The sequence below is a fragment of the Mesobacillus sp. MER 48 genome (assembly GCF_023714225.1).
GTDB classification, from domain to species: Bacteria; Bacillota; Bacilli; order Bacillales; family Cytobacillaceae; genus Mesobacillus; species Mesobacillus oceanisediminis_A.
The window spans coordinates 977,375-998,675 of sequence record NZ_JAMAUR010000002.1 but is presented as its reverse complement, the minus strand read 5'-3'; the positions used below and the strand labels follow the sequence as shown (position 1 = coordinate 998,675).

General features: G+C 40.4%; 22 protein-coding genes and 1 other annotated feature. Of the genes, 3 read left to right on the top strand and 19 right to left on the bottom strand.

What is annotated here, in order from left to right:
- Positions 1-151 precede the first annotated feature (151 nt).
- From M3593_RS11265 to M3593_RS11255, 3 genes are all read right to left on the bottom strand, one after another.
- Positions 152-1,123, bottom strand: a complete 972-nt coding sequence (locus M3593_RS11265) for a sigma-70 family RNA polymerase sigma factor (protein WP_251541350.1) — start codon at positions 1,121-1,123, stop codon at positions 152-154.
- Between the two features lie 100 nt (positions 1,124-1,223).
- Positions 1,224-2,048 carry an aminoglycoside adenylyltransferase domain-containing protein gene (locus M3593_RS11260; RefSeq protein WP_251541352.1) on the bottom strand — a complete coding sequence of 275 codons (825 nt, stop codon included), beginning with the start codon at positions 2,046-2,048 and terminating at the stop codon, positions 1,224-1,226.
- Positions 2,049-2,206: 158 nt separating this feature from the next.
- Positions 2,207-4,012 (bottom strand): S9 family peptidase, encoded by a 1,806-nt coding sequence (locus M3593_RS11255; RefSeq protein WP_251541354.1) that lies wholly within the window; start codon positions 4,010-4,012, stop codon positions 2,207-2,209.
- Between the two features lie 339 nt (positions 4,013-4,351).
- On the opposite strand from M3593_RS11255, the gene M3593_RS11250 reads away from it, so the two are divergent.
- On the top strand, positions 4,352-4,768 hold the full coding sequence (locus M3593_RS11250; RefSeq protein WP_144475611.1) for a GNAT family N-acetyltransferase: 417 nt from the start codon (positions 4,352-4,354) through the stop codon (positions 4,766-4,768).
- A gap of 109 nt (positions 4,769-4,877) precedes the next feature.
- Positions 4,878-5,127 (bottom strand) — a binding site (T-box leader).
- 64 nt (positions 5,128-5,191) lie between these two features.
- Here M3593_RS11250 and M3593_RS11245 read toward each other — a convergent pair.
- From M3593_RS11245 to M3593_RS11210, 8 genes are all read right to left on the bottom strand, one after another.
- Complete coding sequence (locus M3593_RS11245; RefSeq protein ID WP_144475612.1) at positions 5,192-5,776, bottom strand: hypothetical protein; 585 nt, start codon at positions 5,774-5,776, stop codon at positions 5,192-5,194.
- A gap of 186 nt (positions 5,777-5,962) precedes the next feature.
- Entirely contained in the window at positions 5,963-6,673 is a 711-nt protein-coding gene (locus M3593_RS11240) for an ABC transporter ATP-binding protein (protein WP_251541356.1), read from the bottom strand.
- Positions 6,666-7,439, bottom strand: coding sequence for an ABC transporter ATP-binding protein (locus M3593_RS11235; RefSeq protein WP_251541358.1), 774 nt, complete (start codon positions 7,437-7,439; stop codon positions 6,666-6,668). The genes M3593_RS11240 and M3593_RS11235 overlap by 8 nt, the downstream gene beginning before the upstream one ends.
- Positions 7,411-8,388, bottom strand: coding sequence for a branched-chain amino acid ABC transporter permease (locus M3593_RS11230; protein WP_144475615.1), 978 nt, complete (start codon positions 8,386-8,388; stop codon positions 7,411-7,413). The genes M3593_RS11235 and M3593_RS11230 overlap by 29 nt, the downstream gene beginning before the upstream one ends.
- A 12-nt stretch (positions 8,389-8,400) precedes the next feature.
- Complete coding sequence (locus M3593_RS11225) at positions 8,401-9,276, bottom strand: branched-chain amino acid ABC transporter permease (protein ID WP_251541360.1); 876 nt, start codon at positions 9,274-9,276, stop codon at positions 8,401-8,403.
- Positions 9,277-9,346: 70 nt separating this feature from the next.
- The gene (locus M3593_RS11220; RefSeq protein WP_144475617.1) at positions 9,347-10,501 is read right to left on the bottom strand and encodes an ABC transporter substrate-binding protein; all 1,155 of its coding nucleotides are present in this window, start codon (positions 10,499-10,501) and stop codon (positions 9,347-9,349) included.
- A gap of 453 nt (positions 10,502-10,954) precedes the next feature.
- A complete protein-coding gene (locus M3593_RS11215) occupies positions 10,955-11,116 on the bottom strand; it encodes a DUF3934 domain-containing protein (protein WP_251541362.1) in 162 nt (53 codons plus the stop codon).
- 193 nt (positions 11,117-11,309) lie between these two features.
- The gene (locus M3593_RS11210) at positions 11,310-11,459 is read right to left on the bottom strand and encodes a hypothetical protein (RefSeq protein WP_186326702.1); all 150 of its coding nucleotides are present in this window, start codon (positions 11,457-11,459) and stop codon (positions 11,310-11,312) included.
- Positions 11,460-11,684: 225 nt separating this feature from the next.
- Between M3593_RS11210 and M3593_RS24030 the strand changes: the two genes are divergently transcribed.
- Positions 11,685-11,810 (top strand): hypothetical protein, encoded by a 126-nt coding sequence (locus M3593_RS24030; RefSeq protein ID WP_023614463.1) that lies wholly within the window; start codon positions 11,685-11,687, stop codon positions 11,808-11,810.
- Between the two features lie 65 nt (positions 11,811-11,875).
- On the opposite strand, the gene M3593_RS11205 is transcribed toward M3593_RS24030, so the two are convergent.
- Entirely contained in the window at positions 11,876-13,414 is a 1,539-nt protein-coding gene (locus M3593_RS11205) for a DUF4145 domain-containing protein (protein ID WP_251541365.1), read from the bottom strand.
- 232 nt (positions 13,415-13,646) lie between these two features.
- On the opposite strand from M3593_RS11205, the gene M3593_RS24025 reads away from it, so the two are divergent.
- Positions 13,647-14,165: a CBO0543 family protein gene (locus M3593_RS24025; protein WP_285847962.1), complete on the top strand. Its 519-nt coding sequence runs from the start codon at positions 13,647-13,649 to the stop codon at positions 14,163-14,165.
- A 62-nt stretch (positions 14,166-14,227) separates the two neighbouring features.
- Here the strand turns inward: M3593_RS24025 and M3593_RS11200 are convergent, their stop codons facing one another.
- The 7 genes from M3593_RS11200 to M3593_RS11170 form a co-directional block, all read right to left on the bottom strand.
- A complete protein-coding gene (locus tag M3593_RS11200; RefSeq protein ID WP_251541367.1) occupies positions 14,228-14,467 on the bottom strand; it encodes a hypothetical protein in 240 nt (79 codons plus the stop codon).
- Positions 14,468-14,540: 73 nt separating this feature from the next.
- Positions 14,541-15,419 (bottom strand): proline iminopeptidase-family hydrolase, encoded by an 879-nt coding sequence (locus M3593_RS11195; RefSeq protein WP_251541369.1) that lies wholly within the window; start codon positions 15,417-15,419, stop codon positions 14,541-14,543.
- 12 nt (positions 15,420-15,431) lie between these two features.
- A complete protein-coding gene (locus M3593_RS11190) occupies positions 15,432-16,352 on the bottom strand; it encodes a DMT family transporter (protein ID WP_251541371.1) in 921 nt (306 codons plus the stop codon).
- A 210-nt stretch (positions 16,353-16,562) separates the two neighbouring features.
- Positions 16,563-17,078, bottom strand: a complete 516-nt coding sequence (locus tag M3593_RS11185; protein ID WP_144475622.1) for a YhcN/YlaJ family sporulation lipoprotein — start codon at positions 17,076-17,078, stop codon at positions 16,563-16,565.
- 146 nt (positions 17,079-17,224) lie between these two features.
- Entirely contained in the window at positions 17,225-18,391 is a 1,167-nt protein-coding gene (locus M3593_RS11180) for a YeeE/YedE family protein (RefSeq protein WP_483308918.1), read from the bottom strand.
- Positions 18,392-19,291: 900 nt separating this feature from the next.
- Positions 19,292-20,167: a phosphotransferase family protein gene (locus tag M3593_RS11175; RefSeq protein WP_251541375.1), complete on the bottom strand. Its 876-nt coding sequence runs from the start codon at positions 20,165-20,167 to the stop codon at positions 19,292-19,294.
- A 152-nt stretch (positions 20,168-20,319) separates the two neighbouring features.
- A complete protein-coding gene (locus M3593_RS11170; protein ID WP_251541376.1) occupies positions 20,320-21,183 on the bottom strand; it encodes a phosphotransferase family protein in 864 nt (287 codons plus the stop codon).
- Between the last annotated feature and the right edge of the window lie 118 nt (positions 21,184-21,301).

Sequence of the window (21,301 nt, the reverse complement as noted above, 5' to 3'; positions counted from 1 at the left end):
ATAAACCCTCCAAACCAGGTACCGCCATTTTAATAATGATATATATTTACATAGATGGTACAAAATGATCATTGATCCTTTTCTAAATGAAACTTGCGTCAATCATTCTAGAATTGACGCATCCTAAATAGAGAGAAGCTTATAAATATGTTCATTTATCAACTATGGTATTGGGTCTCCAATCAACTACAGGTTTATCCAATTGCGGAGGAAAATTTAATTCTTCCGCGGCAGCAAATATAAATTCTTTACAGAAGTAGAAGCTTCTATGGAGTACTATCTTACCGTTCTCGATCTCTTGATATTGTATGTCATGAATCATCCTGGTCCCATCTGCTGCATCAAAGAAAACAACGATAACATTTTTACCCCAAAGCAGAAGCTCCTCTGCTCGGAAGCCAGGAAGTCCAAAACGCATAGAACCAGAGCGCATTTCTTCTTTTGAAAATTCTTGAAAGCCCATTGGAGCCTCATTTTGGGCTTGTTCAGTCATGAGTTCTAAAACTTTATCAACATCTCCATCATTTAATGCCTTTAAATAAGATTGAATTACCGTGTTACTAGCTGGTTTATCTATAGAAACAAGAGAATTCGTTTTTTCCTGAATAGGATTTTCAGAAAGTTGCTTTTGCATTCTCCTTACGGTCGCATATACTGCACCTGGTGTTGTTTTAACCATACCAGCCACTTCCTTTGCGGTAAATGTAAAAACTTCTTTCAGGAGAAATACCGCGATTTGACGTGGAGTAAACAATCCTAATAGGTACTCTATAGCCTCTTCTGCATCAAAGCTTTCGGAATTATATTCTGCCTCAAAATCCTCTTCTTCCAGATGGCCTACATAACGCTTTTGTTTACGGCAATGATCAATCCAAGTGGTTGTAGCTATTCTATAAAGATAAGACTTTGGATTAGTAGGGTGCCAGCGTTGATAGATACTTCCATATGCTTTAACCATCGTTTCCTGGAATAGATCCTCGCCATCCCACGGTGATCCTGTTAAATAGCGACAATACCTCCATAGCCCTTCTCTAAATTCCTCAATTATCTGATTGAACTCAACCTTTAATTCACGAGTTTTCTCAGTAAACGTTAACATTTGATTTTCTTCTGATTTTCCCATAGTAACCTCCTTTAGTTCACTCACTATGTATAACGAATGGGACAAGGGAAATTATACGCATACCGAAAAAATTTTCTCGATACCTTGTTAAAAAGATTCATTAACTGTTTACTAAGCTATTATTACAGTATTTAATGAGAAATTTTGAGAATCTTACTGTTTGATCCAATTTCTCTAACTCTGTGCTAAATATCTCCGTCTTTAAACCTTTTCGTATATTCATAGCTTCATTAATGATTTTGTGCCATTCCAATGACAATTGGGTTAATCCATACTCACCAGCGTCCAATTTGGATACGATATCATATTCCTTTATCGTATAAAACTGGCGAAGTAATCCTAACACCGTCCATTCTATTTCTAAATCTATTATTTCTCTTGGGAGATTTACCAGTTGTTCCATTGAAGCTTCGGCCATTAGAATCCTATTTGTCCAGTATGTATTCATATTGCCAAGTACATAGGAAGATAATTCTTCAGGGTGGAGGTCAAATTGAAAGTTCTCTAGCTTTTCTCCCAAAATGGTAATTCCCTTTCTTTTTAAAACCCACCAAGTAATTGGGTTAAAATTAAAAAAATCACCAAAGTGCAGTTCACCATTATTATAATACGGGCAGCAAACATCATTTCCTCTGTTTTTGTGAAATACTCCTAAATCCTCGCGAAGTGCATAGACTCCATCCATTTCTGGCTTTTTATATTTATCTGCAATGGTTGTATGTATAAAGGTTAAAGCTTTCGAATCCTCTTCTGCTAAACTCCTTTTTGTCACTGTGATAAAGTCAATGTCGCTAGAATCTTCGACGTATGCATTTAGGGCAATTGAACCGTGTATATATAACCCTTCCATCATTCCAGGAAAATGTTCATTAAATAGATTTATATACTCAGTTAATATTGTATCAACATCTTTTGGTATTCCCATCAATAAACTCCCTTTAAAAGAATTTGCACTAATATTTTAACATAAAATCCCATTTTGAATCATATAACATTTCACAATTAAAAAACGGCGTGGTAAATTTCCACGCCATTTACTTAAACATCTTTTTATCAGAAAGAATACTTAGCTTCTCTATTAGCTTATTCTGCTAAAACCTTTTCCCCGACAAATTGATCAAAAAATTCCAGGATCGTCCGGTTCACAAGGATTTCGTTTTCTTTTTTCGAAAATCCATGACCTTCATCATCTAGAACAAGGTATTTGACTTCACGGCCCTTTTCCTGAAGTGCCTTGACAATCTGGTCGGATTCCTGCTTCACAACTCGAGGGTCGTTTGCTCCCTGGATGATCAGCATTGGCTTTGTCATGGTGTCCAGATAAGTGATTGGCGAGAACTCTGTCAATTTATCGAAATCCTTGACTGGATCGCCTACCCATTGGTTCATGATCGGCTTCCAGTGCTCTGGGACTGATTCAATGAATGAGAATAGGTTCGACGGTCCGAAGATATCAACTACGGCTTTGAAATATTCCGGATGGCGGCCGTGCAACAGAAGCGCCATATATCCGCCGAAGCTTCCACCCATCAATAGTGTCTTGTCCCTGTCAGCTAAACCGTTCTCATAAAGATATTCAAGGCCTGCGATATTATCGAGGCGCGGTCCTTCGCCCCAATTTCCCTCGACCATCTTAGTGAACGCCAGTCCATAACCGGTTGAACCGCGGAAATTCGGTGCGAAAATACTATACCCTCTGTTCACAAGGAACTGGAACATCGACCGGAAAAATTTCCTTTCTGCTGCCTGCGGTCCCCCATGCGGCCAAAGGACGACATGGCCATTGCTTACGTCTTCATTCGCTTTGAAAAATAATGCTTCCATTGCTAGTCCATCATAGGATGGATACGTGATTACTTCTGGCGTTATAAGGTCTTCTTCCTTCACACCCGGAACAGTCAGGTTGGTCAGTTGAACCCATTCATCACTACGTGCTTCCATTTTAAAAATATTATTAGGCTTTGTCGCTGAACCAGCCAAAATATACACATTTCCACTCTTGGCAACCATGCCGCCATGGATAATCGAAGCAGGAAGATTCATATTTTCATACGATCCATCAGCCAGACTGTATCGATACAAATAATCTTCGACACCCTTTGACGTTACAAAATAAAGGCTATGGGAACTCTCACTATGTCGAATCGCACCTAAGTCTTCCTTTTCAATCGAAAGGACTTTTGAAAATTCATGTGTCTCTAGATTGAACTTTGCCAGATAACCAAAATCCTCACCAAAGGTTGTGACAAAATAGTACTCATTCCCAACGAATACTCCCTCACCAACAGTAAATTGCTCATCCGTTTCCGGAGTCAGGGAATACGAACGCCCATTCTGAAGAATAAAACCCGGCGAATATGTATTTGCATATTGCTTGATATAGGCAAAATTACTCTCGTCTTCGTCAACAGCCACTAAGAAACACGCAGCACCTTCGCCCTCAACGACAATGTCTTCCACATCGTTTTCGATGTCGTAACGGTAAATATTCAAGAATGTCTGATTGCCTTTTGTAGAAGTATAATAGAGACGCTGGTCATCCTTTGACAAAAACGGAAGCATGTGGCGGTGGCCCTCAGCCGTACGGAGTGGCACCATTTCGCCGCCTGCAGGTGGAAGAGCATACAGCTGACCGTTTTCATCTCCATCCTGGTCAAAACCTACAACCAAAAACTTTCCTGCATTTGAATACCGCAATGCCTGGCACGTCTGATCAATAAACGTCAGCGGATACGGATACTGGTTCGGCAAATCCATTGCCCATAAATTATACTTGCCTGTTAAATTCGTACTGAACACTAATTGTTTTTCATCAGGGCTTACCGTAAAAGCTTGAACATTAAACGTACGATAAAAATTCTCAACATCCGGCTTCTTAAACTGCATCATTTCCCCAACCCCTATTATTTTAGAAATTTCTATCTATACTGAAAACTTAAACAGAACTAAGGCCAAATGTCCAGCCAAAAACAAAACACACTTTCGACATGTTTCTTATCCGGACTGGGCCATAAACACAAACTGCCACAAAGTACAAAAAAGCGACAAACCTTAAAAATAAAGTCATATCCTGCGCTTTCCCGAGAAATAATTTACGGAATTCAGGAGGATTTCCTAGTCTAAAATTGAATTTAAAAAACATAGAAGAATGTCTTGGGGGAAATGATTTGTTATTTTACTTCTTATGCATTTCAAAGCTAGTAAAAACTAATGAGGAGTTGATAGCGGGTGTTATTTAAAAATTCGCTTGCAGGTATACAACCTGAAATGTTGGAAGGCTTCTTTGTCGGTTGGCCAACGCCACCAAGTCCAGAGACTCATTTCAAATTATTAAAAAACAGCAGCAAAGTCATCTTAGCATTCGATAAAGAGTCTGAACGAGTTGTTGGTTTCATCACAGCAATCAGTGATGGGGTCCTATCAGCCTATATTCCCTTCTTAGAAGTGCTGCCAGAATTTAAAAATAGAGGAATCGGCAAGGAATTAGTCAATCGAATGATGACAGAACTTCATGATATATATATGATTGACTTGTGTTGTGATGATGACCTTGTCCCCTATTATGAAAAGCTGGGTATGATAAAGGCAAATGGGATGCTTTTAAGGAATTATGAGATGCAGTCTGGGATTATTAAAAGTTCTTAGTATCAGATATCTCCAGAGTCTTTCGTTATTTTTACAAATTTCCCCCTCTGGTCTGTGGATTATCTATAAAAAATGCAATAAAAAAACTCTCACCACCCAAGAATTATATCTTGAGGACGAGAGTTATAACTTCGTGGTACTACCTCAGTTTGTTGATTTGTCGCCAAACCAACCTCTTCGGGAAGTTAGATACCCTATCTTTATTTCGGAAGAACCCGTCTTATGATCCCTATTTCTTCATTAGATTAGCAAGAAGCTCCGAGACTTTATTCATTAAGGTAGATATTTCTCCCTTCCAGCAGCCAGGAGCTCTTTGTGAATAACCAATAATTAACTACTCTTCTCATCAACGCTTATATAATTTGGTATTTTAAATATTTTATCTGTTATATTAAGTTAAGACAATAAATATCTTCTATCCGGTCAATCATTAGATTTTTGGCTCTCACAGTCTGCGCCCGAACAACCTGTAAAATTTATAACTAAAAAACCTCTAACTGAAACAATTTGTCTGCCACAAACATCAGTTATAACTGTTGGAGTAAAAAATGTTGCTCCCCCAAAAGAATAACAGTCATCGACACAGGATTCTTGCCCACACGTATATCCAATTATTTGATCAACACAGACAGTCGTATAAAAATTTAATGGTGATCCCTGATTTGGAAAGAGTGGTTGATTGGCGATCACGTTAAGTGCACTTATATTAACTTTTAAGCAGCCAACTAAATGTACAGACTCAAGAAATACAGAACATTGCAGTGGGTTGCCTCGGCATGGATTTGGTATTTCCACTGGTTCTGCCACTGTTTCAAGTAAGCATTTCAATTGCGAAACGTCTACACTAAAATTTGAAAACCCTGCAGAATTAAATGTAAAGCCGTCTGGAACAACTGCAGTGGCACAGAAGTCCACCGTATTTTCACATTCTAACTGTTGTGTTGCAACAGGCTCTTCCACTATTTCACCCTTATGGTTAAAATGAACAGCACCTTCTTCCGCTCCCACAAAATCAGTCCCTTCCTAAAAAATGTCCTTATATATAAGTATGCAGGAAAGAAAGAAGTGAAAGGGACAAAGATACAATTATCAACAAACAAAAATGCCGTGGGTTTCCACGACATTTCAGTTTGTTATTCACCAAAGGAAAGCTATCCTGCTCTTGCCAAGACCTGTAATTAGAATACATATCCATTAACTTGATTTCCGTCCAAGATAGGCCTCCATGATCCGCGGGTCGGTCAAAAGGTCACTGGATTTTCCTTCTGCGACAATTTTTCCTGTTTCAAGCACATATCCATAATCAGAAATACGGAGAGCCAGCCTTGCATTCTGTTCCACAAGGAGAACGGTTGTCCCTGTTTTGTTAATCTCCTTGATGATCTTGAAAATGTCGGCAACAACAAGTGGAGCCAGTCCCATTGAAGGTTCATCTAGCAATAAAAGTTTTGGTCGGCTCAAGATTGCCCTCGCGATTGCAAGCATTTGCTGTTGTCCTCCAGAGAGGGTCCCACCCAGTTGCTGCTGCCTTTCCTCTAGTATCGGGAATCTATCCATCACTTTTTCAATATCATGTTTAATCTCATGATCCTTGCGGTGATAGGCACCCATTTCCAGATTTTCGAGCACGGTCATACCTGAAAGAATTTGCCTTCCTTCAGGAACAAGGGCAATTCCTGTTCGCACCAGCTGATCCGGCCGCCTTCCTGTTACATCCTCTCCAAGAAATTCTACCTTTCCCTCCTGGGGTTTTAAAAGGCCGCAGATCGTTTTCATTGTAGTGGATTTACCAGCACCATTTGCACCAAGGATGGTAACAATGCTGCCTTCCTCAACCTCAAGACTTATATTTTTCAGCACACTGATTTTTCCATAGGAAGTAGAAATACCCTGAACCTTAAGCATATATTTCATCCTCCTCACTCCCGAGGTATGCCTCGATGACATCAGGATTATTCTGTATTTCAGCAGGTGTGCCCTCGGCAATTTTCCTGCCAAAGTTAAGCACCGCAATCCGGTCACACAAATTCATCACTAGCGGCATATCATGCTCGATCAGCAGGACTGTAACGCCATTTGTCTGTATCTTTTTTATCAACTCAAACAAACTGCTTGTTTCGGTTTCGTTCATCCCGGCTGCCGGTTCATCAAGCAGCAGCAATTGTGGATCACTTGCCAGAGCTCTGGCAATTTCCAGCCTTCTTTGCTGACCGTAAGACAGGCTGTCTGCTACTATCTCCCCATATCCCGCCAGGCCGACAAACTCTAGCAATTGATTCGCTCTGCTTCGTATATGCTCCTCTTCTCGTCGCTGTGCTTTTGTTCTGAAGACACTGCTTAATACACCCGACTTGCTCCGGCAATGTTCCCCTACCATGACGTTTTCTGCCGCTGTCATTTCAGGGAACAGGCGGATATTTTGAAATGTACGGCAAATCCCTTTTCTTGTAATCAGGTGTGGCTTGATTCCGCTAATATTTTCCCCGTTAAAAACAATTTCTCCTGATGTTAGGGGAAACATCGATGTAACTAAATTGAACATCGTCGTTTTTCCTGCTCCATTCGGTCCGATTAGCCCGAAGATTTCACCTTTATTGATGGAAAAGGTGACATCGGACACTGCACTTATTCCGCCAAAATTTTTACGCACTTTTTTGATTTGCAGTACCATGCTCTTTCCCCCTTTTCTTCGTTTTCATCTTCAGCCATTTAAGAAGATGAACGTCAATGAGTCCCTGAGGACGGACAGCCATCATGATGAGGATAATCAAACCATAAATCATATAACGGTACTCACTGATAAAGCGAAGAACTTCAGGCATGACAGTTAAAAAGAATGCTCCAAAAACCGGCCCCCAAATGACCTCACTGCCACCAAACACTGCAAAAATCAAAATCTCTACTGCCCTATGGTAAGCAAAGTCAGCCGGACTGATATAGGCAAGCACGTGAGCATACAAGGCTCCAGCAAATCCGGAAAGCAAAGCCCCCTGTGTAAAAGCAAGAACTTTAAAGTAAGTGATATTGATCCCCATTGATTCAGCTGCCTTTTCATCCAATTTGATGGCAGCAAACGCCCGCCCGATCCGAGAGCGGTTTTGTCTTCTGAAAAACCAGACAATCCCCGTCACAATGAATAATAAGAGCAGAAAAACCATCAAAAAAATGAATTGATTGTTTTGCAAACCTATCATCCCCGGGTCAAAGCCCACTTCCTTAAAATTTCTGAGGATTTCCCTCCCAAGATGTGGAATACCAGATAACCCAATAGATCCTTTCGTCAAAGACTCCCAGTTTACTAAAACAACTCGGAGGACTTCTCCAAATCCGAGAGTAACGATGGCCAAATAAACTCCTTGAAGCCTAAGTGTCGGAATTCCAATAATAATACCGAACAACCCTGCCATAAGTGTCCCGGCTAAAATGCCAACCAGGATCGAAATATCGAAGTTCAATGTCAAAAGCGCCGATGTATAGGCACCTATTCCCATGAACCCTGCATTTGCGAGTGAAAGTTGGCCGGTAGCAAGTGTGATATAAATGCTTATGCCAAGTATGACATTGATCAAAATAAATGAAGCCACCTGTAAATAGTATGGATTGATAAGTTCTCCAAGCATTGGTTCACCTTCTTACGCCGAAATTTTTTGGCCGAATAATCCCTGCGGCCTAATCAGGAGAATGACAATGATTGCCACAAAGGCAATTGCATCCCGATAGCCCGAGTCTCCGTACACCACAATGAAGGTTTCCGCCAATCCAAGGATCAGGCCGCCTGCCATCGCACCCTTGACATTTCCCATTCCACCGAGAATGATAATGGCCAATCCTTTTAAGCCAATAGATAAGCCCATTTGAGGGGTGACCGAGTTAAACGCCATTCCGACCAGGATTCCTGCAATTCCCCCCATAGCCGAAGCGATAATGACAGTCATGGTGATTGTCTTTTTCGTATCGACTCCAAGAAGACTGGCCGTTTCAAGGTTCTCTGCCGTCGCCCTAAGAGCTTTGCCTGCTTTTGTCTTTCCAAGCCAATACGATAGTGTGTACATTAAAATAACAGAAATCATAAAAATGACAATTTGGACCAGATACACTGTTATCGATCCAATCTGGAAGCTGATTTCCGCAAAAGAATTATTGAAGGGATGGTTTCCTGCCCCAAATAAATGGTGGGATAAGTTTTCAAGCAAGATGGAAACACCAATGGTACTGATTAAAGGGGCAAGGTGTGAAACTCCCTGTTTATTTCGCAGTGGTCTCAATGCAAAGCGCTCCAGTAAGTAGCCCATTATCCCAGTCACCAAAACAGCGGCTGCGAAAGCAAGCCATAGTGGCCCTTTGAAAGTGGAGGTTACAATAACTCCTATAAAAGCTCCAAACATGAATATTTCACCATGGGCCATATTGATGATGCCAAGCACCCCAAATACGAGTGTAAAGCCGAGTGCCACAATGGCATAAATGCTGCCCAGGGTAATACCGTTGATTAACTGTTCGATTAACATGGCATCTCACCTTCTGAATTAAAAGAAATTTCCATCAGCGGATTATTCCGCTGATGGATCTTAGGGATGACTATTCAAAAACCTTGAACTTGCCTTCGTCAATTACAAGTACAGTAGGCTCCATTACAACATCTCCGTCCTTATCAAACGAAAAGTTTCCAAGGATCCCCTGAAAATCTTTGGTTTCCGCTAATGCATCTCGAACTGCATCCCGGTCTGCCTCTCCAGCCTTCTTTAACGCTCCAGCCATAATATAAAGAGCGTCATACGCCTGTGCAGCAAACTGGTCGGGCTTTTTGCCGTATTTATCTTCATACGTTTTTACGAAGTCCTGTACTTTCTTATCGTCTTTTTCACCATACCAGGGAGTTGCCACAATCAAGCCGTTGGCAGCATCACCAGCAATTTTGATCACTTCAGGAGAGTTGAAACCATTCCCGCCGACAAACGGAACATCAATTCCCATTTTACGTGCCTGGTCCATAATGACTGCACCTTCGTTATAAAGAGCGGAAGCCAGGATTAGATCCGGTTTCAAACTTTTAATCTTCGTCAATTGTGCATTATAGTCAGATTGCCCTTTTTGGAAGGTCTCAATGGTCAAGATTTCAAGCCCCTTCTCTTCAGCTGCCTTTTTCATCGTATCGAATCCTGACTTTGTAAACACATCATCATTTCCATATAAGATTGCTACTTTTTTAGCGTCATACTTTTCAATCGCTTTATCGATCGCTGCTGGAATAGCCAGTGCTTCAGGAAGAGAATTACGGAATACATATTCACCAATTTGCGGAATTCCTTCTGCAGTAGTAGATGTTCCCATAATCGGCACCCCATTCAGGTCCGCTTCAGGACCAACTACATTCATCTCGGTACTTAGGGTTGGCCCAATAATAGCCGTCACATTTTCGGAATTCATCAATTTCTGCGCAGCGGTTAATGCCTGATCCTGCTTACCTGAGGAATCCTCAATGACGAGGTTGATCTCTACTTCTCCCTTTTTATTAATTTCTTCACTTGCAAGGTTCAGCCCGTTTGTAATTGCTTCACCATAGGCCGCTCCCGGTCCGCTGATATAGGATATAACTCCGATATCAGCTGTTACTTTTCCTCCTGCCCCGTTTGCCTCCTTTTCTACAGATGACTGGGCACCCCCACAAGCCGACAACAATAGCAGACTTGATAAGGTCGTAAACTGGGCAAATCTTCTAAATTGCTTTCTCATTCACATACTTCCCCTCTCTTTTTTTGAAAAATTATAATATTCTAAACTATATAACAATTAAAATACAAATCTTTTACAAAGTAAAGGCTAATAAAAAGAATTTTCTATTAAGTAATTTATTTAAACTAACCATCTAGATTAGGTAAGGTAACCAGAAAAAAAGAAGTAAAAAAAGGAACCTCCTTAAATAAGAAGACTCCTTATCAGTTTATTTTTTAAGAACACATACTCCTAGTTCATTAATCTCATTTTGAGTAACACGAGTATGCAGTGATTTAATTTTTTCACTTTCCCTATTTAGCGACCTACAATTACATGGGGATAACCCCACTGATTCCAAGTAATAAAGGAAATCCAAAACGGATCAGAAATTTATTCAATTTGCCTTCCGTTTAAAAACAAAAAAGCGTCAATCCACTTTCTGGATCAACGCACAATTTTCGCTAGTGTTTACTAATTTTCGGATAGTTCATCTTTTGAAGCATCTTGATGTTTTACACCTTTACTTTTATAGGGTTTTGCACTCTTTTTTTTATTTGCACTTGCTTGCCAGCGATTCCAGCCTTTTTTGCCTGTACCTCTGCCTGTTCCGCTCTTACCCTTATCTTTACTCAAAAAATCAACTCCATATTCTTGTACGTTCCTTGTTTAGTTTTATCCGTTTTTCATTAGTAAAAACCAAACAGATCGAAGTATTATCATATACCAGTCAGCTCCTATTTTCTATAATAAAAAATAAAGCAGTTCAATTCACCTGGAATTGGACTGCTGATCGTTTTGATATTTAAAATTCTGAGTTATATACTTTTTAATGTACTCGAATGATTTCATAGATATCTTCATCGTGATGAACTCTTGTATGCTTTGATTCGATTCTTTCAAATTCCTCATTTCCGACCTTTGGCAAAGTGTCACCTAACAACCAGTTTCTGAATTCATAGATAATGTCTGCTAACATCGTAATTCCTCCCGGAAATGGTTCTTATTTTTTTACACTCTCATTATACTTGTGAATAGTTTCACATGTAAAGCGCTTTCATTATATCCGGAATAGCAAAATAATATAGAATTATGAGAAACTTATCAAACATAAGACACTCAATTTATCTGTCACTATTACAACTACAAGAATAATCCTCCAAAATTCGAACAAAATACATATGATTAAAAAGGAGGTATTTACATGCCAAATCAAAATGATAACAAGTTCAGGAAAATCCAATCTGAAAGTTTCAAGCAAGGGAAATCGCAAGAGGAATACGCAGCTGAGCTAGAAATGAACAAGTTAAAAGCACAAAAGAGGAAGTAAGGAGCACTTTCTTTTTTAGAAGTGGTGAAAAAATGCCGTGGCATCACCACGGCATTTTGATATTTTTATTCACCCTTCAATAATGGGATATCCACCTCAACATCTAAACGGGTGAGAACCTTACCAAGTGTCTCAAGCCCGGACTTCGGATTGATTTTCGTCTCTAGATAATATACATCCCCAGAAATTTGTGATTGATAAGTATGAAGCTGAGTAAATGGTCTTTGATCTGGATGGAAGGGCTGGAGCGCAATGGCATAACGCTTGCCAATATCGGTAGATCCAAGGATAATGCCTGCTTTTACCAGGTTGTGCAGAGGAAGACGATTGTCTTCCATCCACTTCATCGCTTCCTTCCAAATTGCCGGAACGCTAGAACCTTCAATAACAGATTGATTACCATCCAGCTTTACTTTTACGTATAATGATTCCCACTTCTTGAAGCTCTTTCGCTCTGTTGAACTATTGTCATCTGCTTGGACTGTGTGGTTTGTAACCCTAGCCTTCAGCTGATCGAATAACTTCTCAACAGTCCCGACTCCAACATTGTCATACTTCGCTAAAATCACAAGCTCCATTGGAAGCTGGCTGACAGTATAAATCTGGTCTTCATTCAACTGTCTCAACAAACTTGGAATCCCCGTGAATTCCTCAGCAGTCAGTTGAACTTTCTTCAACTCATCTGTCACGACAAGATGATTCGCTTTGTAAAAGAAAAACAATTCGCCCTGGCGCTTCAGTGTCAGGTTCCTCCGCACTTTCTCTTCTTCGATAAAAACACCAAGCTCGTCGAAAAACTGCTCATCATTTTTTTCACTGTAACGCTTCACATTCTTATGCAGGCCTTCCAGGTTACTTGGCAGTTCACTAATGATTCGAGCCTCCTGCTCTGCACCAAGTCGAATCAAAAAAGTTTCGGACTTATCGAAACGCTGGGGCAACAGAAATGCATCACGCAGAAAATAAGGAATTTCAAGAGATCTTCCTTTATAAGTGATCGTCCTGATTGGCGTAAAACCCGGTGTCTCCTGAACTTCGATTGCTATCGGCGCAGCAACTGCCGCGGCCACTTCCTCCATTGCCTGCGTCTCAGCTTGTTGTACTGGCGGGTTCTTCAATAGTTCTTCCAAACCCTTCAACCTGATCTCTAGCTCTGTCATATCGAACACTTTTTCTGTCTGTGGAGAAGGATCCTGATATTCCGGCACTGCTGATTCAATTGGACCGTATACCTCGACATACCATTTAACGATGCTATACAAAGCTTCCCATGACAAAAGCGCCTCAGAATAGCGAAACATTCGCGCATCATGTGCTGCCTGGTTTCCCAATCTCCGAACCAAGTGCAGCGCATCTCGAATCTCAGGAATCAAATATCCCTGATCATTGAGCAAATCCAGCCTTTCTTTCAAACCAGTCCGGGCATCCTCTGAAATTCCCTCTAGTTTGGTCACCTGCTGCAAAATATTTTCAATAAATACCCTTGAATGAGTCAGCATCGTTCTTGGACTAGAGAAAATACTATTTTCAAGTTCCCTGGCCAGCAATGCCAGTTCCTTTGAAAGCGGCTCTAAAAATTGATAGAAATATGTATAAGAATTCATTTTTTGCTCCCTCGATTTTAGTCTCCTCTGATTTTATCATATTAATTCTTCTTTGATAGGCTCACCCGGAAATTGGGAACAGTAAGATGACGTTAAAAATCAGTAAATAAATTGATTAACAAGGTCAAGAAACTTATTTACAAAAGGTTATCAATTCTCGTGTTTAGTATGGTTTTCATCTACATAATTTTTTATGAACAGGGCAATTTAAAGGTCAGGAGGCGGGATACACATGAAAGATAGATCCATATTGAATATCTTGACTTTAATTGGTCTTTTCGGAAGCATCTTTTTTTTGTCGAGAAAAAAATATAAATTTAAAGACTGGGTTCTTATTTATTTTATAAAGACTCTGGTCTCTACGATTTTTGACGGTCCAGTTATAAAAAGAAAATATGTTAAATACCCACATCGCTATTTCCCGAAACTTTTCGATTCCAACATTGTTTTTTTGTATGTCCTGTTTCCTTTAACATGTGTGATGTATAATCAATTCACTAACAAAATGGATACCTTAAAGTCTATATTATGTGTTCCACTATTTAGTGGACCGATGACCATTTTGGAGCATTGGCTTGAAAAGAACACTGGTTTAGTTAAATATCATAAAGGTTGGAATAGCTATATTACCTTTATGGTTCTTTCCCTTACTTTTTTGTTGGTTAAAGGGTCCATAAAGGGAATTCTTTTATTGGATCAAAAATTCAACAGACCCTCAACAATTGAAAACCATGATGTCCTACCTAAATAAAGTACTTTTCTGTTCTAAAATGAAAATAAAAAAATCCCTCGATATCTCGAGAGATTTCACTATTAAGCATATTGAATCCCTGCAGCTTTCACTTTATTGAAATCCCCGGAACTGCATGGGGTAACGCCGTATGTCATGCCACAGCTCGGACAATTAGTGATTACCGTTTCCATCGTGAATATTTCACCACATTCACAGGCAATTCGGTGTGCGACACGCGGTTTGATTTTTTCTTTTCCTTTGCTTTTCACATGGTCGACAATAGCTTTGCCATCTTCCAATCGAGAACATCCACAGCTCATGAAAAAAACTCCTTTATGCTTGATTAACACTATTACCATAGCACAAAGGATTCATGCGGGGGTATAGCAAAAGTCACACCTTACAATCGACTTTTTCTAGAAACTCACCAATCACTCTCAGATACTCTTCAGGTTCCTCAATGTACGCCATATGGGCACTGCTTTCAAAGACATGTACCTCTGATGCAGGGGTCATTTGGGCATAATACTGAGTCGATTCTGGGGTCGCCTCATCAAAACGGCCACATGTATAAAGTGTCGAACACTCAATCCTGCTCAATTGCTGGGTACAATCGAAGGTTTTAAGATTCCCTTTTACCGTGAATTCGGAAGGTCCCCACATCGTTTCATAAACCACTGGGTTCCTCATCCCGGCTCCAGCCTTTATCCATTCCAGATCTGGTTCACCCCGGAAAACAAATTCCTTATTGAACGCCTTTATCGCATCATGGAATTCCGCGGAATCCGTCTCCCCGCTTTCCTCACAGCGCAAAATCGTCTCCTGAACCTCAGTCGGCAGCTTGGCGATATTCCGCTTCTGATCCTCTTCCCACATAGGTGCACTCAAGCAGGGGCTCGAAAAAATGACACTCTTCACGCCAATTGGCTTGGTCAAGACATATGCAGCAGCCAATGTAGTTCCCCAGGAATGTCCAAGTATATGAACTTCGGTAAGCTTCAATGCTTCGCGAACCTGTCCAAGCTCCTCAACGAATCGATCAATTTTCCATAGAGAAAGATCATCCGGCCGGTCTGACTTACCACAGCCCAGCTGATCGTACATCACAACAGGGCGATCCTCGCCAAGCGCTTTTAATCCTTTTAATGAATAAGTCGAGGATCCTGGACCTCCATGTAATATCACAACCGGTGTCCCCTTTGCATCCTTGTTGTAAATCTCATACCAGACTCTTCCCCCGGTAACCTCTACAAACCCTTCTTGGTACATCATCTAATCCCCCTTCTATGCTTCCTCTGCTAATTGTACAGTTTTCTTTTTGGTAAAAGAAGTGATGGCCACTCCTGCAAAAACAAGGCATCCGCCAAGGATTTGCGGCAAAGATATCACCTCACCGAGAACAAAGAACGCGAACACGGTACCAAACACCGGAATTAGATTCAACGATATCGACGCCTTTGAAGGCCCAATTAGCTCAACCCCACGATTCCATAATAAAAAAGAACAAATGGATGGGAAAATCCCTATGTAAAATAGCGCACTCCATTCCTCTAGTCCTACATTTCCCACCGGGACCATGAACAGTTCGATCCCCACCGCAGGAATCATCAGCAAAAAACCAATCGTCAGCGTAAATCCGAAAATTGCTAAAGAAGGTATTTTACCGGAAATCTTCTTAATAAAAATAGAATACAATGCCCACGAAATGACAGCCAGTACCATGATCAGATCACCAATATTAAAATGCAGTGACAGCATCCGTTCAAAAGAACCATGAGTAATGACAACAAGCACCCCAAGCATCGAAATAACCATCGAAACCCAGTACCTCAGCTCCATCTTCTCCCCGATCAACAGTGCTGATAGAAGGAAAATAAACAGAGGGCTCGTACTGTTCAATAAAGTCGCATTTATGGCCGTTGTATAATTGACAGCCCAATAGATAAGTAAATTAAAGCCAATCACGCCCGTCACCGCCAGGAACAAAAGCAGCCTGAAATGCTCGCGGAAGGCAGCTCTTTCATGCATGAATAGCTTAATGATGACCGGAGACATAATTAAAACCCCAATCGCCAAACGAGTGAACGATATTGTCACCGGCGGAAGCGAACCAGCAAGAAACTTGCCAGCCACCGCATTGCCTCCCCAGAACAAAGCAGCGATGACTAATAAAAAGTAAGGTGCATTCCCCATTCTTTGCAGCAATTCTCTCCCCTCCTCTTTTTCTGCAATTGGCTTACCATAGTTTATATTTATTCTGCAAAACCCTAAGATTACCTTCTTACTTGGATAGGAAAACAGGAATGGTAAACTAGGAACTATTTTAAAGAGCATTGCTATCAAAAAAAAGAGGCGTTAATCTATTTTTAGATTAACGCCCCCGAGAGACAGGGATTACCCGCTTTATAACAAATATTATCTAGCCGATGGGAAAACTCGTTGGACCATTTCCTTAAATTGATCATACAGGCCTCTTACAGGCTTTCCATTCTGAATTTGGTTGCCATAATCACTCATACGGTCAACAAAATCCGGGTTACTTGAAACATAAACATTGTCTATACTTTTATCAGTTGATTTAACTTTATCAGAAATTTTATTTTCGAGATCTTTTCTGATATTGCCTGTTTCATCATTATTTAAAACAACAGCAACATATGCAGTATGATCTGTAACAATAACATGTGCCCTTCTAACTTCCTTTAAATCCTCGATGTTGTTTTTTACATCATCGTGAACTCGCATTTGCACATCATTATTATCGCCATCGAGATTATCATTAAGAATCCTCGCGCCTCTGTCTGTTTGGTCGTAATTTTGGATCCTTGTATTATTGTCATCCCTGACATCTTCCCTGGCTCCATTGTTCATTGCACATCCAGTACTTAAAGCAATGACTAATACGATTGTTAACCCTTGAAAAAACTTCATGTTCTTTCCTCCTAATTTTAAATTCAAATATAGAGTTTCCAAACAATCCGTTTTTATGTATTAACCTTCAAATGTTGCTTGGATGCAAAAAAGACTCGGAGTTTAAAATCATACTCCGAGCCTTTAAATCACTTATTTATCATCCACTAACAAACAGAATCGTTTGGTTTTGGATTTTTCAAACCGAACAGCGGACGAATGAATAATGCTACCATCGTTCCAAGCATAGCCATAATTGCCCACACCCAGCCATGCAGACTGAAGCTTGCAATTCCTCCAAAATAAGCACCGATGTTGCATCCAAAGGCCAATCTCGCTCCATAGCCCATCAAAAGACCGCCAATAATGGAAGCTCCTGCAACGCCAGGCTTTATTTTGCCAGGCTTAAAATTACCCTGTGAAGCTGCTGAAATTAATGCTCCAAGGATGATTCCAAAATTCATGACACTGGTGGAATCAGCAAGAACGGTATTATTCAGGGCAGCAATATTGGCGTCTGTTGAGAAGTATCCCCATGACGTGACATCGATTCCCATCGCCATCAGTGCTTTTCCTCCCCATAGTGCAAAGGCTGAAGTAATTCCCCATGGTGTTCCTCGGACTGTAAGGGTAAGAGCATTCAATACGGCCAGGACAATAGCTGCAGCAAATAGCGGCCATGACCCGCGCAATACCTTTTTCCAGCCAGTTGTGGTTGGTAGAGCCTTCATCGCAGGCGCTTTTCTTTTTTTAGCAATTTGCAGTGTAATCCAGTATATCAAGGCAAATAGAACAAGCTGGACTGCCAGTGCACCGCCATATCCCAGGCCCGTAGAGGTCGCTAGCGAAATTGGAGGCAGTGCAGGCGTATCTTCCATCCAGAATGAAAAATGGTACGCCCCAAGAGTTGAACCTGCTACAAATGACAACAGAGTAAGAATCATGGAAGAAGATCCTCCTCCAAGTGAATAAAGCGTTCCTGAAGCACAGCCATTACCGAGCTGCATTCCTATACCGAATATGAAAGCACCAAACAGAACACTAACTCCAACAGGTGAGACATAACCCTTAGGTTCAATGCCAGTAAAGCTAAAACCAGTGTTTAAAATAATGGCAAACAGAGTAGAAGCCACCGCAAGCATGAGCATGTGTGCCTGAAGTCCCTGGCCATTCCCTACAGATGCAAACCTCCTGAAAGCAGATGTGAAACCAAAGCGGGCATGAAGAAGCGTTGCTCCAAGGGCAAGGCCAATAATGAACAACACACCCTGTGTCCCATTTGCTACCGCTAAAATTGCGATGAGCATAATCACCGAAGCCAAAACCCCTAGCATAACAAACGGCTTCTGAACTGGATTCAGCTTAGTTACTACCGTCGTTGGTGACAGCTTTAAATTTATAGATTGTTTAGCTTCATTGTTGTTTACATTAAGTTGAGCCAAACTAAACACTTCCTTTTCTTATAAGTTTAGTCGGAATTACAAAAAGTAATTATAACGGATTATATAGAATATGTAAATTGTTTTTAATTGGAGATAAAAAGGATTATTAACCAACCTTTAAATTAAGGCTAATCATCCTAGTAGTCTGGACAAAGTTGGTGGATCCAGTCTTAGTTTTGTGCGCACATTACTTTAGTGTGGAAAATTTTAGTAATACAGTTACGATATTGTTTTATGATGACTATGGTTCAGACAAAATTAGCTGCGCTGGCTTGGGTTTTGTCCGAACTTGGTCCTGATTCGGACAACTTTTGTGCTTATTATTGAAAAGCTGTCCGAACTTAAGACGACTTCGGACAACTTTTATGCTTACCATTGAAAAGCTGTCCGAACTTGTGGCTACTTCGGACAACTTTCGTGCTTAGCGTAGAAAAGCTGTCCGAACTTGGGGCTACTTTGGACAACTTTCGTGCTTACCAGTAAAAAGCTGTCCGAACCTGGGGCTACTTTGGACAACTTTTGTGCTTACCAGTAAAAAGCTGTCCGAACCTGGGGCTATTTTGGACAACTTTTGTGCTTACCGTTTAAAAGTGTCCGAACTTGTGGCTACTTTGGACAACTTTTGTGCTTACCAGTAAAAAGCTGTCCGAACTTGGGGCTGCTTCGGACAACTTTTGTGCCTACCGTTTAAAAGCTGTCCGAACTTAGGGCTACTTCGGACAACTTTTGTGCTTAGCGTAGAAAAGCTGTCCGAACCAAAGGTTACTTCATACAAATCGTATCTTAAGCCACCTATCTATAATCCTTCATCCCATTTTCAAAAGCCTGGGAGTCATCATTTTCGACTCCATGCAACGCTTCTTGCAATGCGAATGTACTTTTATAGAATTTTACTCGGTCTGCAATTTCTTTACCGCCTGGGTATTGGCCAATGCACATATTAAAAAACTCTTCTCCATAGCTTGCAAGTATGCCTGCAAAGTCATACGCCGGATCTCCCAAACCAGAGCCGCCAAAATCGATGATTCCTGATATTTCACGACTCTTTGGATTCCATAAGATGTTGGACGCTCCAAAATCACCGTGTATGAGTGTTACCTTTACATTCAAAAGTGCCTCTCCTTCTAGAAAAACCTTAAACGACTCTGACACTTTCTCTCGTGCAACATTCGTCATAAAAGGGAATAGTTTTTGTTGGATCTTCTCGTAGAGGTCGTATATTTCTTCCCGTGGACGACGAATCTCAAGATTCAGTTCCTGTCTTGCTTTTTCTTCGGGAATCGAATGAATTACTGCTAGAAAAGCAACAAGTTGTGTGGCCAGGTTTCTAATTTTCTCATCATCCTTGATTTCTAATAAACTTTTCCTCCATAAAGGCTCACCTTCAATTTTTTTATATCCAGTAAAGACCTTCCCTGGTTCTGACTCATGAAAGGAAGCGTAAATAGGGTTAGGAATTGATACCGAAATGGTCTTACTAATATACTCTAAAATTTCCGCTTCTCTTTTTAATTGTATAATCCCGCTTTTATATTTCGGAAATCTGAATACAAGCGAATTGTTAACAATTAAGACGTCATTATTCTGGCCAATTTCATTTAACTGATAATCTTTAATGTAAATATCGGGGTACACCTTTTTAATGCTTTCAATCAATTTATCTTTCATGTCATTCTGCTCCCTGATAAAAGTCAATCCAGCGACTTGATCATGATCAAGTCTATTTGCACTACATGTGCACCACTTTGCACAAAACCTATTTTATGCTCTCATCCTTCCCAATTTACAAAAAATGCACGAAGGTAAGAGCCCTCTCCCCTTTACTGTAAAAAGCTCTTTAACCTTTCTAAATTTTCTTCAAGAAACACTGCATTTTTCTCAAGTCCCCTGCGTTTACACCAGCCAATACTGTTGAACGCATCGGTAAATTGGTAAAAAGGCAGGACTCTTTCTAGTTCGATTAATGATCTTATGCTGTTATAACCTTCTCGAAAAGCAATATATAAAGTAGAATCAAAGCGCAAAAAATCCCTATACAGTTTTGTAAAATCAACTTCAGCCGACCCAAAACGGACGCTTTCAAAATCAATAATTCCTGAAACTGAATGATCGTTAACGATAATATTGGCAGGACGGAAATCCATATGTACAAAACTTGGTCCATCTGGGGATGGCAGCTGATGCTTCATTTTCTCAAATCTCTCAATCGCTTGAGTATATAATCGTGAATCCAACAAAACTTTGACGTCCTCAGCAAAACTATAAAATTGCTGCTCAACAAAATCAGACCAGTTAGCAAATTCATTTTGTATTCCAATTAGCTTTTTTCCAGCAGGTGGACGAATGGCATGCATCTCCGCCTGAAGAACTCCAACTTGGAACGCCACTTCAGGTGAAGCATCCAGCTTCAATGGTTTCCCTTTTAATTCAGATAATAAAAATGCACCGGGGCACTCTTCATTCCCATGCCAATAATCCAACATTTCAGGAATGGAGACACGTCCTTTTAAAATTTCATAGGCTTCTAACTCGCGCTGAAATTTCAGTTTTGTATAAGGGATTTTCAAGAAAACATTTAGACCGTTTGACAATTTACTTCTACAGACTGTAGAACTATGCGAATCTTCAACCTCATTCATTTCTTGTATCTGCAATCCAAATTGCTGAATGACTCGATTTAACATGAAACTTCCCCTTTTTTGCTTATAAATTTTTGACTATCCAGCTATGCTTTTTTCACGATTTCTCCGTGGTGGTATAGTATCGTTTGAATACAAAAGGAGCCTCTAGTAGACTTAATTC